This window comes from Gimesia sp. (assembly GCF_048260065.1).
Classification (GTDB): Bacteria; Planctomycetota; Planctomycetia; order Planctomycetales; family Planctomycetaceae; genus Gimesia.
Genome location: NZ_JBLXHC010000004.1, coordinates 476,531 through 492,554, shown reverse-complemented (window position 1 = coordinate 492,554; position 16,024 = coordinate 476,531). Strand labels below are relative to the sequence as shown.

Annotated in this window: 13 protein-coding genes and 1 tRNA gene; 2 read left to right on the top strand and 12 right to left on the bottom strand. The window is 48.8% G+C overall.

Annotated features, from left to right (window positions below; translation table 11 throughout):
- Window positions 1-151 precede the first annotated feature (151 nt).
- The 3 genes from ACN0YN_RS10425 to ACN0YN_RS10415 form a co-directional block, all read right to left on the bottom strand.
- The gene (locus ACN0YN_RS10425; protein WP_417384942.1) at window positions 152-1,891 is read right to left on the bottom strand and encodes an amidohydrolase; all 1,740 of its coding nucleotides are present in this window, start codon (window positions 1,889-1,891) and stop codon (window positions 152-154) included.
- A gap of 327 nt (window positions 1,892-2,218) precedes the next feature.
- Window positions 2,219-2,542, bottom strand: coding sequence for a hypothetical protein (locus ACN0YN_RS10420; RefSeq protein ID WP_417384941.1), 324 nt, complete (start codon window positions 2,540-2,542; stop codon window positions 2,219-2,221).
- Window positions 2,543-2,725: 183 nt separating this feature from the next.
- Window positions 2,726-3,703: an NAD-dependent epimerase/dehydratase family protein gene (locus ACN0YN_RS10415; RefSeq protein ID WP_417384940.1), complete on the bottom strand. Its 978-nt coding sequence runs from the start codon at window positions 3,701-3,703 to the stop codon at window positions 2,726-2,728.
- 185 nt (window positions 3,704-3,888) lie between these two features.
- On the opposite strand from ACN0YN_RS10415, the gene ACN0YN_RS10410 reads away from it, so the two are divergent.
- A tRNA-Val gene (locus ACN0YN_RS10410) sits at window positions 3,889-3,962 on the top strand.
- A 148-nt stretch (window positions 3,963-4,110) separates the two neighbouring features.
- Here the strand turns inward: ACN0YN_RS10410 and ACN0YN_RS10405 are convergent.
- The 9 genes from ACN0YN_RS10405 to ACN0YN_RS10365 form a co-directional block, all read right to left on the bottom strand.
- Complete coding sequence (locus tag ACN0YN_RS10405) at window positions 4,111-4,335, bottom strand: hypothetical protein (protein WP_417384939.1); 225 nt, start codon at window positions 4,333-4,335, stop codon at window positions 4,111-4,113.
- A gap of 19 nt (window positions 4,336-4,354) precedes the next feature.
- The gene (locus ACN0YN_RS10400) at window positions 4,355-4,786 is read right to left on the bottom strand and encodes a helix-turn-helix domain-containing protein (protein WP_417384938.1); all 432 of its coding nucleotides are present in this window, start codon (window positions 4,784-4,786) and stop codon (window positions 4,355-4,357) included.
- A gap of 322 nt (window positions 4,787-5,108) precedes the next feature.
- Window positions 5,109-5,312 (bottom strand): hypothetical protein, encoded by a 204-nt coding sequence (locus tag ACN0YN_RS10395; protein WP_417384937.1) that lies wholly within the window; start codon window positions 5,310-5,312, stop codon window positions 5,109-5,111.
- Between the two features lie 22 nt (window positions 5,313-5,334).
- Window positions 5,335-6,087 carry a hypothetical protein gene (locus ACN0YN_RS10390; RefSeq protein ID WP_417384936.1) on the bottom strand — a complete coding sequence of 251 codons (753 nt, stop codon included), beginning with the start codon at window positions 6,085-6,087 and terminating at the stop codon, window positions 5,335-5,337.
- 441 nt (window positions 6,088-6,528) lie between these two features.
- The gene (locus ACN0YN_RS10385; protein WP_417384935.1) at window positions 6,529-7,617 is read right to left on the bottom strand and encodes a GntR family transcriptional regulator; all 1,089 of its coding nucleotides are present in this window, start codon (window positions 7,615-7,617) and stop codon (window positions 6,529-6,531) included.
- Window positions 7,618-7,721: 104 nt separating this feature from the next.
- Window positions 7,722-9,335: a hypothetical protein gene (locus tag ACN0YN_RS10380; protein WP_417384934.1), complete on the bottom strand. Its 1,614-nt coding sequence runs from the start codon at window positions 9,333-9,335 to the stop codon at window positions 7,722-7,724.
- A 153-nt stretch (window positions 9,336-9,488) separates the two neighbouring features.
- Window positions 9,489-10,595, bottom strand: coding sequence for a sialidase family protein (locus ACN0YN_RS10375; RefSeq protein WP_417384933.1), 1,107 nt, complete (start codon window positions 10,593-10,595; stop codon window positions 9,489-9,491).
- Between the two features lie 31 nt (window positions 10,596-10,626).
- Window positions 10,627-11,040 (bottom strand): hypothetical protein, encoded by a 414-nt coding sequence (locus tag ACN0YN_RS10370; RefSeq protein WP_417384932.1) that lies wholly within the window; start codon window positions 11,038-11,040, stop codon window positions 10,627-10,629.
- A gap of 55 nt (window positions 11,041-11,095) precedes the next feature.
- Window positions 11,096-12,019 (bottom strand): DUF1559 domain-containing protein, encoded by a 924-nt coding sequence (locus tag ACN0YN_RS10365; protein ID WP_417384931.1) that lies wholly within the window; start codon window positions 12,017-12,019, stop codon window positions 11,096-11,098.
- 478 nt (window positions 12,020-12,497) lie between these two features.
- On the opposite strand from ACN0YN_RS10365, the gene ACN0YN_RS10360 reads away from it, so the two are divergent.
- The gene (locus tag ACN0YN_RS10360) at window positions 12,498-15,545 is read left to right on the top strand and encodes a redoxin domain-containing protein (RefSeq protein WP_417384930.1); all 3,048 of its coding nucleotides are present in this window, start codon (window positions 12,498-12,500) and stop codon (window positions 15,543-15,545) included.
- Window positions 15,546-16,024 lie beyond the last annotated feature (479 nt).

Sequence of the window (16,024 nt, the reverse complement as noted above, 5' to 3'; positions counted from 1 at the left end):
AACTGTGTAATAAACGGTACTTGGGCGAAATTCCCCGAACAGGGAGAACGCATCATATCTAATGACAAATTTATTGTCCAAGGGTAACGCTTTATCGCTGCAAAAAATGGCTGATACAGCCGGAATAATGCAAATTTGCCTGTTACAGCGATTACTTGCGCCCCACCTCCGACGCATCAAAGACGATTTTACCATCCAGAACCGTCAGCACCGGTTTAATCTGACGGATTTCTGCTTCGGGACAGGTCAGATAATCTCGATCGAGTACCACCAGATCGGCCATTTTACCCGGCTCCAGACTGCCTTTGATCTTCTCTTCGAAACTGATGTAAGCCGCATCGATCGTCATACACCGGAGTGCCTGTTCGCGCGAAAGTTTCTGCTCAGGTCCGAACACACGGCCTTCGATGTCTTTTCGACTGACAGCGATATACATCGCCAGAAAAGGATTGAAGGCATTCATCGAATGATCGGGGTCGAAGCCGTTCATGTGATCGCTGTTGATGGCGACCGGCACGCCCCCGTCGACAAACGTCTTCAGCCCCATGAACCGGTTAACCCAGTCCGCTCCGTAAATCGTATTGATGGCATCCGCATCGCGATAGAACAGATAGGTCTGCGTATCGTAACAGACCCCCAGCGCTTTCGACCGTTTCACCGATTCCACCGTAGGAAAGTAAGCATGAGTAATGCAGAACCGGCGCCCCGATACCGGCAACTTCCGATTGACCTCTTCCAGCGCAGTCAGAATCTCATTCACACTGCCATCCCCCGTAGCATGGCAGCACATCTGCCAGCCCAGCTTCTGACCGGCTTCAAAGACTTCTTCCATCAACTCGCGGGAGTAAAACAGGTCCCCCTGGTAGTCCGCATCTTCCAGATTGTAAAACTGACGACGCGTTTCGCCATACGGTTCTGAGAGCCGCGTATTGCCCCAGTGAATGCCTCCGTCGACGGTCATTTTCAAAGGTCCCACGCGCACCCAGTCATCGCCGTCGCCGGTAATCAGTCCCAGTTTTTTTGTGAAGGCTTCGACGGCTGCCGCACTGCGAAGCTGCTGGCGAATCGTCATCGTCATCCGCACGGTCAACTCGTTTTGAGCTTTCAACTGTTCGTACTCGCGATACTCTTCGACGCCCGATCCCCGTTCCAGAATACTGGTGATGCCGACCGAATTATAAATCGCATGCAGACGCTTTAGCGCTTCCCGTGTTTCGGCATCGGAAACCGTTTCCCGGGGAATGAGTTTGCGAATCGCTCCGCCGCCCCCTTCCATCATCAGCGGCTTCCCCTGTTGATCAAACAGAATTCGTGCTCCCGCCAGTCGATCCTCTTTCCCTTTGATTCCCAGCAATTCGAATCCCCGCGTATTCAAAACATCCTTGCGAGCCGCATTCAGATACACCGGATGCGTCGTGCAGGCGGCATCCAGTTCTGCAGGAGTAGGGTGGCGACGTTCTTTCAATCGGGTGATGTCCGTGCGCGGGACCGAAATCCAGCGTCCCGGAGGAAGCTCTCTGGCCCGCTCCCGAATCCACGCCTGCACTTCAGCCACCGAGTTCAATTCCTGATGAGGCTGAATCAGTTCTCCCCGCGCGGCCCGGAGTGCATGCACGTGTGATTCGATCAGCCCGGGGATCACTGTTTTTCCCTTGAGATCGATCACGCGTGTCTGTTGATCTTTCAGACGCTCGATGTCTGAATTACTGCCTGTCGCCAGAACTTTTCCGTCCCGGACTGCAACTGCTTCCGCAATTTGTGAACGACCATCCAGGGTAATCACTTTGCCCTGTATGAAAATCGTATCCGCAGTCTCAGCAGCATTGAGATACGAAACGAAAGTCGAACAGAACAGACAACCATAAATCAGGCCAAGGCGCGAGGTAAGCATGCTGACTCCGATGATGCGGGGGGCGGGGAAGTAATCACATTCCATCTGCGAATGGAATGGACTTCGATTCTTACAATGTATCAGATAATGAATTTCATTAACTAATACAGTCTACCCGCAGCGGACAGTCTTCGGCAATCAATGCGGTTGAATTCCAGCGTCAAACTGGATTCAGAAACCAGCCTGGAATTGCAACGATCTCCCCCCTCAAGAAAACAATCTCCTGCAAATGTTGAAAGTTGAGCAGGAAACTCATCTCTCAATCATCCCGCAGGAGCATCATTTCCCGGGGTCAAACGGCTGTGTTGAGCGCGCCGTCTGTGGTGCTTATTCAGGTAGGGGTAGAGGCATCATTTCGCCGTGAATCGGCTGTGTGCTCTTTACCTGATAGCGATCGTACTCATAACGCTGATACAGCCCTGAATTCATCCGGGCATCGCAGCGTTTGCCGCGATACAGGTGGTAAGAATAACGGGGCCAAGGATACGTGCTGCCTTTAAACTGGCGTCCCTGGTTTTCTTCCTGGCACAATTCACAGAAGGAAAGAAAGAATCGACCGCCCCCAGCCTGCGCTGTCTGCACAGCCAGTCCGGTACCGAACATTCCTAATAAGACAGTAGATACAATAACAGTCTTCCGGAATCCCTTCATCGTACGCTCCATTCCCTTGATTCTGCGTGTTGTGTGTGATGATAGAAAGAGAACCACACTTAATACTCATCATCGGGTAGAGCGAGCCCGGAAAATAAGAGCCGCCTCTCACGGAACGGCTCTCACTGCAGATTCACAGTCAGGTTATTCGGGTTATGCTGCTTTTATCAGTTATATCCGAAATCAGACCAGCCCACGAATCCGCTTTTTCGAGGCGATAATATCATCCAGGATGGCATCCAGCTTCACCTGTGGCTTGCGCCCCAGTGTCTTTTCCAGCCGTTCCAGGTCGGGAACCCGACGCTGCACATCTTCAAAATCTTCATTATAAGCCTTGTTGTAAGGCAGATATTCGATTTTGACTTCCGGATTCACTTTGGCAATGATCGCTTCCGCCAGCCCACGAATCGAAACCGGCTCATCGCTGCCGATGTTGTAAACCTGGCCTTTCGCAGAATCCAGATTGGTCAGGTCGATCACACAATCCACGATTTCGTTCACATGGCCGAAGCAGCGCACCTGACTGCCGTCATCAAAGACCACCACCGGTCCGCCATCCAGCGCCTGATCGATAAAGCGGGGAATCACCATCCCATACTGCCCCACCTGACGGGGACCGACCACATTAAAGAACCGGCCGATGCGAACATCCAGACCATATTTCTGGGAATAAGCCAGCGCCAGAAACTCATCGATGGCTTTCGAAGCACCATAGGCCCAGCGGGGGCGTGTGGTAGGTCCAAAATGCAGATCGTCTTCTTCCGTCCAGCGTTCTTTGGGATTTTTACCGTAAACTTCACTGGTAGAGGCCAGGAAAAACTTATGCCCCCCCTGCACGGCGTGCCGCAACAGGACTTCGGTCGGATAAATATTGGTTTCAATGGTCCGCACCGGATTATCGGCCACCAGTTTTACCCCCACGGCCGCGGCCAGGTGATAAATCGTATCGACCCCCTGCACCATTTCCGCCATTAAGACAGGATCGGTAATCGACCCCGTACGAAACGTGAAGTTGGGATGATCGATGATCCCGTCCAGGTTTTGCAGAAAACCGGTCGACAGGTCATCAACGGCAGTAACCTCTTGTCCCTGCTTAATTAATTGCTCACATAAATGGCTGCCAATGAATCCGGCACCACCGGTGACCAGGCAATGAGACATAAATCAAATCTTTCTCGAGAAAGGAAAAAACCGCAGAACAGCTAAATTCGGTCCAAAGTCGGCGAAGGCATTAAAACAGTTTACACGCTAGAGTTGCATTTCGCTACGAACCTGCCATAATACGGACGTGTCATTCAACAAGACACAAGAAAAACATTGGATTTTCCGATGTATATTGAAAATCCGGGCGATTAGCTCAGTTGGCTAGAGCATCTCGTTTACACCGAGAGGGTCGGGGGTTCGAGTCCCTCATCGCCCACTTATAAAGCACTTTGCATATTTGCAAGGTGCTTTTTTTTGAATATATGCTGGCTATGCTTATCTGTTTCTCTACTGAGAAGGGAAATGTCGAATAAGACATCAGCTATTCAAAGTACTGGAATCTCAGAGCGTGAATGCAGTTTGTATCAATATTCGTCTCCCCAGTGTTCTTTAATATACTCTCGCAATCCTCGTTCAAGCGATTCCATACATTCCTCTAGTGAATTGCAGTTTTTATCTTCATAAACAATTCCACCACGATCATATGCCATTGCCACAAAGCCAAACATTTCGATATCCCCCAACTCAATCCAGCCCCCCTGAATCCATGCTGCGATAGCCGGATACTTGGCTTCCAATCCTTCTGGCATAATTCCACTCCCGAATAAATTAAAGGTTGTGTGCCAGGACGCTTTTATCGACCTCAAAGAAATGAGCCAGAGTGCGGATCAGCTGTCGACTGAACGATTTCTTCCCAGACAGAATTTCTGAAATGGTTGATTTAGGAATTTTAGTACTGCGTTGTAAATCAGCCTGACTTATTCCTCGCGAGTCCATCAGATGACGCAACATCTCTGCATCAGACGCTGGTTGAATCCGATAATGTTCATCCTCATAAGCGGCGACCAGATCACTGAGAGCATCCAGATAGAGTTCTTTACCAGCGGAGAGTTTTCCTTGAGAAAGTAATTCATCCATGACCTCCTGAGCTGCCTGGAGATCCTCTTCCGAATGAACTGATGTCAGCGGGAATTTCATCACCAGTTCGAGGTAATCATCTCGAACCTTCCCTTTAAAACGCTTTGAACGTGCTGTGGTCATCTCAGTTTTCCTTTTCGTTTGGATGAGGCTGTATTGGCTGGTCGACCTGGCCCCTGAGTGATTGTGCTGCCTGGTCCTTTAGATCGGCTGCGTAGCCTTCAGAGGTAACGTAATGGAAATTCAGGATCTGGACTATTGTGTGAGGCTCTGCGTATACCGCGAGTGGGGACAGCAGTAAGAACAGAACTGCCACTCGCACGATACATCCTTAAATATTTAAGGACAATCTACTTGATTTATGCGTGCTAGAGTAACAAAAAAGCCAGCTTGTAAGCTGGCGTAGGTTAAAGTCAAATGAAGGGTTTAATTTTACTGAAACGCCCTAGTCCTCGTTGGATAAGATTTCCTCAGCATTCTTTACCATTTCCTCTGAGTATGGAGTAACTTCAAGCGTGATGGTTTTCTTCCCATCATTATTCGCTTTAGCTAATAGCTCATCGACACTCACGACTGGTTCACCGTTTGGCTTTACCCCATATTTGTTATTTAAATATGTCCGAATTGAGACACTCTTATTTCGTTTCATAGTTCACACTCCTTCAATAAATTTAGTCTCTTCTGAAGTGCCGGGCAAGCCCCAAAGCCGCAGATGCTATTATATTATACCTTGGTTTGTTCTTATCTCCAAAAAAGTTCTCTAATTTCGAATCACAATACAAGACAGCCCTTACCTTACTATTCACAATAACTGGCATGGCTATCCAAGCGTATCGATCAGATGATAATTCGTAAATTTCTTTTGCAGAGTAATTGTAGTCTCTAGCTGCTTCTTTGATGAAATCTTCCATTGTGCTCGACTCGCTTCTCCTGCCATATGCAGGATTAGCGGTTGTAACACATTGACCAATCACACCAGTCTTGGTAGAGAAAGTTCTTCCAGATTTTTTTTCCTCTAAATCCTCTCCAGTGTACTCGGTTAACTGTGTAAGAATCCCTTGATATTCATCGTGATGGAAAACACAGATCCTCAGACCATGATCCATATCCTTATTTTTTTTGTTCATCCAATGTTGTAAGACAATGTCGTACAAAGTGTCTTGGGCTGCATCGAGATGAGTGACTGACTTTTGATTTACTACCTCAATCCTCTTCTTTTGCAGTTTAGACCAGTTTGCATAATAGATAAATAAGCCCAAAGCCCCAATTGTACAAGCTGAGGGCCAGTCAGGAGGATCAACAATGAGACATTTCCGAACTAGAACGCCAGAATAAACCATCGCTCCTATAGCAATCAAATTCTCTTCAAACCACCCTTTTGCCCTTAACGTCTCTTTTACCGACTCAATAGAAGGAAAGGGCATTGACTTATTTACCTACGCTGGAATTCATTTTACGAATCAAATGAATACAAATTACACACAAAAATAATGAATGTCCAGCATAGAAGTGCCTTTATAATTATCGGCACGTTTAGGTCAACAGTGATTACATCTGATCCAATTATAGACACTGAGAGCATAAAATAGTTCAAAAAAAGCGAGAGGATACTGATCTTTTATCCACTGTCAAGTCTGGGTGTAAAAGATCTGTATCTACTAGATATAAAACATGAATAAAACCCTGTTTGAGTTCAAAAAAACTTTTTTGAACGGCCCGCAATTACGCAGTGCTAAAACTGGAATTGGTACAATTCCAGCTTGTTTGGGGTAAAGATTTCTGGCCCTTACCGACCAATTAGCAAATATTTTTGCACACTCACTACAGAGTATTCATTCTGATCTACTCTGACGCGCAAAACGGGCTCATCCCTGTACGGTGATCAGTTTGATGGGGACCTGCCAGGCGGTGTTGCCTGTGAAACCGTTCTGGACGAACTGCTTGAGGGTCTTGCCGATATAAATTCCCACTTCCTCGGGAGTCGGTTGAGGACGGATGTAGGAAAAGTCGCGGAGTTCTTCCCGTTCTTTTCCGAATACGTTTGTGACGAGAATGAATACATTTTTTTGCAGCTGGTTGATGCGAGGATCCAGACTGGCTTTCGCAGCAATTCCCAAAGGCATGCTGCGCGCGATGATTCCGACGGTAGACTGAAAGTGAGGCAACAGTTGGCTGACTTCTGCCTGAATGGCTGACGCATCAGTGGGTAGAGAACGGTAATAAATATTCTGCTGGGAAATGTTGTACTTCGAAAAACATTCCTGCAACGAATCGAGGTAGAGATAATCACCCGGATAAGCGCGCTCGCGCATCAGTACCAGAAACTGCTGACACTGTTTTTCGAGATACAGATGCTCAAACGAGATTTGTGCCACTGCTTTTTGATCCTGATCGATCCAGGGCAACTCCGTAATGGAGGGATAGAGCGATCCGACCACCACCGTCGGTAATCCGCTTTCCACGAGGATCCGCTGGGCATCCAGCGAGGTCGAATACAACACAAAGGCATCCAGCCCTTCGGTGGCCAATGCTTCATTTACCGCTTTTTCAACATATTCCCGCTGATCATGTTGAGGCAGGAAATTGAACTGGATTTCAGCGCGAGACAATTCAGATTGAATTCCAATGACCTGCCCATCCGCAAGAACCCCTTCCTTCTTCAGAAAATCCTCGTTCAACAGAAAGTGAACGCGGCGGATTGACTGAGGATCCAGATCACCGGGCTCTCTGATAAAAGTGCCCCGACGCTGTTTTCGTTCGAGTACCCCTTTTTTTACCAGCAGCTGCAATGCAGAATTCGCTCCTGCATTACTCGTTTTCAGCATGCGCGCCGTTTCAGACAGGCCCAGGTAAGGATCACCGGTCGAAAGCCGGCGCGACTTGATGTCATTCTCGATCAAAGCCGCCAGTTCGGTGATCGGTGGCCTCGCATTTTTTCTACGTTCAGTTTTCATGTTAATTAAACCTGACTGGAATGATGCGAGCGGACCATGATTCACTTCTCAAGTAAAAGAACGTTTCCTTATCCAGGTTATGGCGAGCGTCATAGTATCATACTTTATTCTGAATAATTAACCCACAATTGTAAATCTTCAACCACTACAGGCTTCTTCGCAGCCGATGATAATTGGAATTCAATCCGGTTTTCCCCCTCTCGCACGAACCGCGGATTGATTTCACCAGCCAGAAAACGTGTTTCTGTTAATTTCAGTGCAACAGTTTCACCATTGATGATGACATTCAAGGCTTCCCCATTTTTCGGAACGTCCTTCAGGCGGACTTTCAGGTTCAGTGAGGCATCCGTTGCGACAGGGTTCTCGCCCACCGGTAAGATCACACCGATCGTTTTACCGGGAGAAACGACTCGTGAATGATTTGGCGTCAGGATATCCCGGTTCATAAAGGCACTCCCCTGTTTCCACCAGGAATTCACACTGGCATAGCCACGGGCGGAAGTGAAATAGACCTTGGGCAACGACTTCAACTGTTCCGGCTCTCCCAGTTCGCGCCAGAGAGGATGACGGGGATTGAACGAGTTGAATAAATAGACGCCATCCACTCCCTGAGACCATGCATTCGCTGCTCTGCCTCGAAAGCCTTCCGTCGAAGCATAGACCTTTCGGGCTACTTGATCTTTTTGACGCGATTCACTCAGTCCTGCATACACGGGTACCTGGTATTTGTGCCCCAGTTCCACGGAGACTTTCCAGGGATTCAGGCGAAAGTAACCAGTGACCGTCATGATGTCGACCAGATCTTCCTTAAGCCAGGTCTCTACATCCAGCCCCAGTATTTTCGCATACTCAACTGAATCAGGTACACGAATCGCAATCAAGATCGGGCGTCCCCGCTGCAGGCTCACTTCATCCGCCATTGTTCGAATCCGACGCAGCAAATCATTCATCCGCTGCAGTTCCAGTTCGCCAGCCGGCTCTCCCCAGGAAACGCGTTTGAAATAGTTCAGATGCCTGAAAAAATCGAGCTCCACTCCATCCACATCGTAATTTCGACAGACTTCCTCCACATAGCGAAATGCCAGATCACAGATTTCCTCATGTGTGAAATCTACGGCGGTCCAGCGACCGTTTTTAGGTTTCTGTTTTGCCGACCCCACGAGCCACTCGGGATGTTCTTTCTTCAGAGGCGGAAAGAGCAATGGACCATACCATGCAGTCGACGCGTCGTGTGTATCGTTCATTCGAAATGACCAGAACAGTTCGACATCATTCTCCTTGCACCAGTCGGACATCACGGTAAGCGGATCGTGGCCCCCCTGGATCAGTTCAGCCGTCTTGTTATTAGACAGCTTATCTGCCTTTTCCGTAAAGACGCTGCCCACTTTGGTGTCATGCGTGAAATAACTGAACCCCGATGACCACGTGCAATAAAATATCGTGTCCACCTGACTCCCTTTCAGGGGACTTGTGCGGACATCCAGCAGAGCCTGCGGCGTAGCTTCCTTCAGGGAATACACGGGTTCGTTTCCATCGTTATTGAAAATGATCCGCCGTTTTTTCCAGGCTGCTTTCTCTCTTGCCGCTTTCATGGACTGCTGCTGAGACGGGCTCAACGCGGTAGACTTTTCAGCTGCCTCCACAGGCTGTTCTAAATACGTTTGACCGCTTATCACAATGGCAAGCAGCAGGAGAAGCCGCTTCACATTAAACTGCATGAGAGGAACTTTCTGATCAATGTGTGTTTTGATGTTACGAAGATTAGCACTTGAACGACTCAATGAAATATCATCGCCCGCCACTCCAGATAGAAATCCTGAAAATCACAGGTCTATTCTACTGAATTAGCCACTCTTGCGTTATGAATATAACTATTTTCCATAAAACCATTCTACGTTAATCCGAGCCAGATGCAGGCCTTCATTAGTGTGGTACGCTATCAATGCCAGATGATCGTCAATAAACTCAATGCACTGATACCCGAAATCGTTTGTAGGATCCTGAACAATGTTACGCTGATGAAGAAATGTCTTTCCCTCATCTTTGGAAATCGCAGTCGTCAAGGCAGAACGCATGGGAAGCTTTCTGCCGTTTTCTTCGATTGTTGATTTCTCACTGACCCAGATAAAAAGCAGGTCCCCCGTCGAGGGAATGCGTCGTACCGTTGGCAAACCAGCATAAGGCATCTTCAACTCTCGAATCAGCTTCCCCTCGGACCACGTCTCGCCGCGATCTGTGGAATAGGCACGTACAGGATGTCCGCTGTAACTTCGCGCGAACATCATCAATCGTCCATCTTTCAATTCCACGGCATCTGCTTCCTGAACTTCAATCTTTCGCGTCCCATACAGATCTACCGTGTTTTTGCTGGAATGCCAGCTATGCCCCTGGTCGTCTGAGTAAAATGTGAGCCCGACATAGCCATTGTGGTCATTGGAATCCGGCATGTATTTTTTATTTTCACCGACGGCAATAATCCGCCCATCGCGTAACGAAAACAGTTTATCATTGTGTACAAGATTATAACCGGGGTACGCGGAAACGGGGAGTTGCTCAGTCCAGGTCTGACCTTCATCGGCACTACGTCGGTAAAGAATAGCTGCGAAATAGGGTTTGGCGGGATGTGTTGAATAATTGTACGCCAGCAGAATCTCACCATTTTGGATTCGCAACAGGCTGGGATGCACGTAACGCCCTTTCGCTGGCAACTTCGGTTGAGGCACCAGAGTCCAAGAGTCTGACCAGGTCTTCCCCTGATCAGTAGATTTCTTTGCCATGATGCCGCCGTGATCGCCATACTCAGTATAGCAAAACAGAATCGACCCATCCTTCAAGATCAATAAATCGCCGTTGTTGCCGCGGTAGCCACGCTTTTGTTTTTCTTTTTTGACAATTTGCACGACATCAAAATCTGCACCACAGGCAACTGATACCACGCAATAGCAAAGCACGCCTGCCATAATTTTTCGAAAACTCAACGGTCAATTCCTTACAAGACTGGTAGCTGATTTATTCGAGAGAAAAGTCCAGCTGCAACTCGCCCTCTCCGCTTTTCACAACGGCATTCAAAGTGGAATTGTCGTTGTACTTTGGGGGAATCGCAGTGACAGGAGCCGCATTTTTATCCGGCATTACTTCCGCTTCTACTAACTCCGTCCCGCCGGCAGCACTGCGGATTTCAATGCGGTGATCTCCCAAAGGGACTCCTCCCTTATTTTCCACACGATAGGCACCGTTTTCAATTCGCGCCGAAGCCACAGGACCGCTCGGCTGAGGAATAAAGCGGATTGTGCCTTTCTCAATCGGCTGATTCTGATAAAGCACTTCTCCAGTGACGATACGCCTCTCCGGCGCATCGGCAACTCCGCCACACCCCATCACAAAACAGAGGGGGCATAAAAGTAATAATCGCAAGCCAGTCATGTTGCACATCCTATATCAAATCATCTTACTTTCGATCGTTGAAACCAGTAACAGATTAAAACTCACCAACGACTTCTCCTCCCTGGCGGGTCGTCAGTTTTGAAAGTGTCTGTTGATCAATATTTTCAGATAAGAACCTGACGGCACCATCGCCGAGCAGAAAGTGACACCCTCCCGTATGATAACTGGAGAATTCCATATCCCATTTATCCCAGTAACCACCACCGGGAATGGAATTGGGACCATTGATGCCGCCTGCCGTATCCAGAACATTCCAGATGGTATATCCCTGCCCGTCATAAGAGCCTGTTCTGCCTCCTGTCACTTCGCCGACGAACAGCGTATTGCTTGAGCCGTCGATGATATCGCGAATCTTGACGCGGGAATGATTAAACAGAACACCGTCCCCCGCAACAGTCGGTCGGTAATTAGAAATATCGCAGAGCCAGTTCACGGAATCCGCAATCCCTGCCATATTGGTCTTTCCAATATCGTCTTTTCCTCCAGCCGGTCCCGGGTTCGTAATGCCTCCCGTATGATTCGTACGGTCATCACCTTGAGGATCACTGGGACACTGGAAGGTCGCCACTTTGTAGCCCCCCTGCTGAAGACCTCCATTGGGGGCAACATTGTAGTTCAGTGAAAAGTTAAATCCGTTGTAAACATTGGCGAGATCAAGATAAGGCAGCAGATGCGTTCCCCAGGAGAATCGTGCCGGGTTACCGGGAATCGATCCGGAACAACCGCCTCGTGGCAGAGAACAGCCATAGGGAAACACGCCATGCGTCTCATGGTAATTGTGAAATGCCAGTCCGACCTGCTTGAAATTGTTTTTACACGAGGAGCGGCGGGCCGCCTCACGCGCCTGCTGCACAGCCGGCAATAACAAGGCAATTAATATGGCAATGATGGCGATCACCACCAGCAACTCAATCAGAGTAAAGCCACGACTCACACTGTTTTTTCTATGAGCAAACATCTGCCCTCCCGGAAAAATCGAACAAAAATATTGAAATACTGATACGGAATAAAGCACGAATTCTGTTTGATAATAAACATTTACGTCACATTCATATTGAAATCTATCCAGCGACGGTAAAGCATCTTCCCAGCATACATTAATAATTTTTAATAACAAGAAATAATTTTATTTATATAGAACTATTTAAAAAGTGATTCAAGAGCTGTTGAGACTTCATCATTTCATTGTGTCTGAAAGCATTTCTGATACTGCCGGCCGATGAAATCCTGAGCCTTTACTTGTCTGCTGTCATATCACCTCAACTGAAAGCCAGGTACAGGATTTCGTTTTATCAATGCGTTTGAAATCGGGAGTTCCTCTTTGCATTCCCAACCTGCAATCGTGTATACTCACCCTACACCCACAAATATACATCTGCATCTTCCATTGGCTCAGGCGTAACTAATGGAAGGAAATGGAATCGGGGAGAAATGCGATGGTATGTGCTTGCGGCTCAGGAACAGGGAAATGCCGGCTTCGGTGGCAGTTCTGGACACTACTCTCTCTCAGCGCAGCCCTGCAGCTGTGCCTCTGGCAAAGACCGCTGCTGGCAGCAGATCCACAACAGCCAGAGACCAGTCGCCCCCCCGAAGTCGTAACGATCTATGAACCGGGAAGGCTGGGCGGACATGGTGCCTCGCTGCATCGCGTCACGATTACAGGCACGGCACGGAATGCGGACGGTAAACCGCTCAAAGATGCTGACATTTATGTTGCCAGTCGAGGCTGGATTATTCCAGGCGATTTTGAACAGCTGCGCGGTCACACCCGTAGCGATGAGAACGGACATTATGAACTCAAGGACGTTCAACTGTTTGTCATCAACAATCGCGATCCTCACTCGCGACCGGACGAAAGTGACTTTATCGTCTTCGGCACGAAAGAGAATTATGGCCTCACCTGGCATCCTGCCCGTAATTATCGCCCCGCCGCGCGTCCTGAAGAAATCGATGGTCAGGATCGAAACAGTCACGCCACGAGAAACGCCTTCTTTCAGAATGAACCGATTGTCATCGATCTGCAGTTTGATGCGCCGGCAAAACTGAGAGGCGTCATCACCGACAGGCAGGGACACCCCCTGGCAAATGCAAAAGTGCAACTGGGACACGTTGATGATCAGCGAAACCCTTCAGGTAGAGGAACAGGTTCCTGCCGATATCTCAAACAGGAAAACCCTTATTTAAAACTGATCGATTCATTCCTCAACTTTTCCGTAGTCCCTTCCTCAGTGCGTGAAACCTATACCGACGCGCAGGGACGCTACGAATTCACACAACTCCGTCGCGACACCAGTTATGCAGCGAATATTGATCCGGGGCTCGAATTTGCTCCCTGGCAATTCACCCTGATGACGGCAGATCGCGCTCGTACCCCCCGGGATACAGTCGCCACTGGTTATGATGGTGAATTCAACCATCAGTTTACTGCCCCCCGTGATGTCACCGTGCACGTTGTTCAAAGTGATTCAGGACGACCGCTTTCAAATGTCATGGTAACAGCACACCATATCGGAGAAGTGCTACGCGGTGGATTCCAGGCGCGAACCGACAGCCAGGGAAACGCACAGCTCAGACTCATCCCCGATGAATACAGGCTGGTCGCAGAACCCACGCCGGACCAGCCCTTTCTGTATTTGAGTCAGCAGTATTTTGTTCCCGAACGAGACGCAGCTGAAAAAACCGACTCCCCTCATGTCACCATGAAACTCAACCCGGCGGCGATTGTTAAACTGAAAGCCATCAATGCCAAAACCGGTGCCCCCATTCCGGGGGTCCGCTTCAACTACGAAACTTATGACTCGGGAGAACAGATCCCGGTCTCTACTCAGACCGTCTTTGTTGATTACCCGTTCACGAATGACGCCGGTGAAATCCAGGCCTTTATGGAACCGGGAATGCGAAGGTTTGTCGTCGCTGAACCGTATTCGCTGGCACAGGCAGACGGGAGCCGTTCGGAACGCATCAAACTCACACCAGGACAGATCACAGAAGTGATCATCAGCTTGACGCCAGCCGAATCCCTGCCCACACATCTGGCCGCCCGCGATCTGCAACCTCGTAAAAACTCACTCTACGCGCCTGAGATTCAGAAGAAATGGCACATTCAATCGGAACTGCTGCGGCTCACACCGCTGCGTGTCACCACACAGAAAGTCTCGCTCCGCCGGGAATCATCCTTTGATACCAGGAATCTACTCAAGGATTTGCGTGCACTCGATCCTTATCAGTTGCCGGATATCAAATCGTTGCTCAACAAACATCTCCAGGCAGAAACGGAATGGTGTAAGCAGGTACTCACAGCACACGGTACCCTCAAACATGAAGCGCGCTACTTTAATTCTGAGACTCATCCTGCAGTTTTCTTCAACCTGTCAGGCCAGCCATTACCCAACATCACCAGCATGACCGATGGCTGGACTACTCTTCAACATATCAGCAGTTCCAATCACGCAACCATCAACCTGATCCACAAAGGGAGAGTATATCATTCTGTCGAATCTCCCTCCGATTTATGTGAATGGACTTCTCTGCGTCATCGATTCCCTGCATCTATAAACAGCAAACAGCCAGAAGCAGACATCCGCCGCGAAGGTCAAAAAATCTTTTACAACGTAAAAAAAGAGGAGACCGTTTCCCGCCGTGTCCTGGATCAGGAGACCGGTTTTATATTTGAAACCTATTATCAATCGTACCCCAAACAGTATGAACAGGCCAAACTCTATTTTGCCCCGGTGAAGCTGGCCAATGGTCTGATTCTGCCTGGAATGCAGATCCACTGGAAGACCTACAGGGGAGAACTGCAAATTCTGGAAGCAGTGGTGATCGAAAAAGCGGAAATACTCTCACCTGTTCCCGTCGATGCATTCTCAATCGCGTTGCCAGCAGGAACTGAGATTGTTGATTCCCGCCAGTTACCAGACAATATAAGTTACATCGCAGGTAACCATATGTCGAAAAGAGTTCTCAGGGGACCGGTTAGTGATTTTGCAAATTACCTGAGACGGCATCCTTACTACAGCCATGAAATGCAAACTGATCCTCAGCTCGGCAGATACGCCCCCAAATTGGATCCGGCCCTGTGGTTGACGACGGAGAGTCCGACCGCTGCCCCTGACCTAAACGGAAAAGTGGCCCTGATCCACTTCTGGGGCACGAAAAATCCCGGCAGCCTGGAACAGTTATCGGAAATGAACTCTGCGTACAATAAATACGCTGATCAACCTGTTGTGCTCATCGGCTTCCATGACTGGGCCATCTCACCCTCTCAACTGCAGGAATTCGCCACGCAGCAGGAACTGAAATATATGCTGGCCATCGATCACCGCCCGGAAGAAGCAGGCTGGTTCGGCAAAACCATGCACAACTTTCGAGTACGCGAACTGCCTCAGACAGCCGTCATTGATCAACGCGGGAACCTGTCTTTTGTGGGCACTCTACCCGAAGCAATGCAGAAAGTGGACGAGTTGCTGGAAGATAAGAAGTGAAGCGCCAGGTGCGAATTTTCTGATCTAAGCCTGCACGGCATTCGCTACTCTCAAAGTCAGCTCGATAGAAAGGAAGGGGAATCCCTTCAGCACTGATTGCCAGGGCGACAATCTGTCCTTCGTTCTGTTTTGTTCGCTGAACCTGGTTGACAACCAGCGGCACACGAATATTATCAAGACAATGGTAAGTGATGAGACAGGGATGCTAATAAAATACATCTCATTGAGATTGCCGACAAGACGTCGCCACTTACCTGGTTTGCTCTTCAGTGAACCAGCATTGCGAAACAGCCGGAACTCGATGATTGTACTCCTCTCTTTACCTTTTGGTATTCCCCATTCTCTGTAGAAATGTTTCCTGTTCAATGTACATTGAGCCGGGATCAATTCAACTCTTGAAACCTTTGCTGCAGGATTTGTCGCATTCACAGAAATAGTGTAGACTTCCTGCAGAATCCCGGGATCTGACCGCGTTCCCC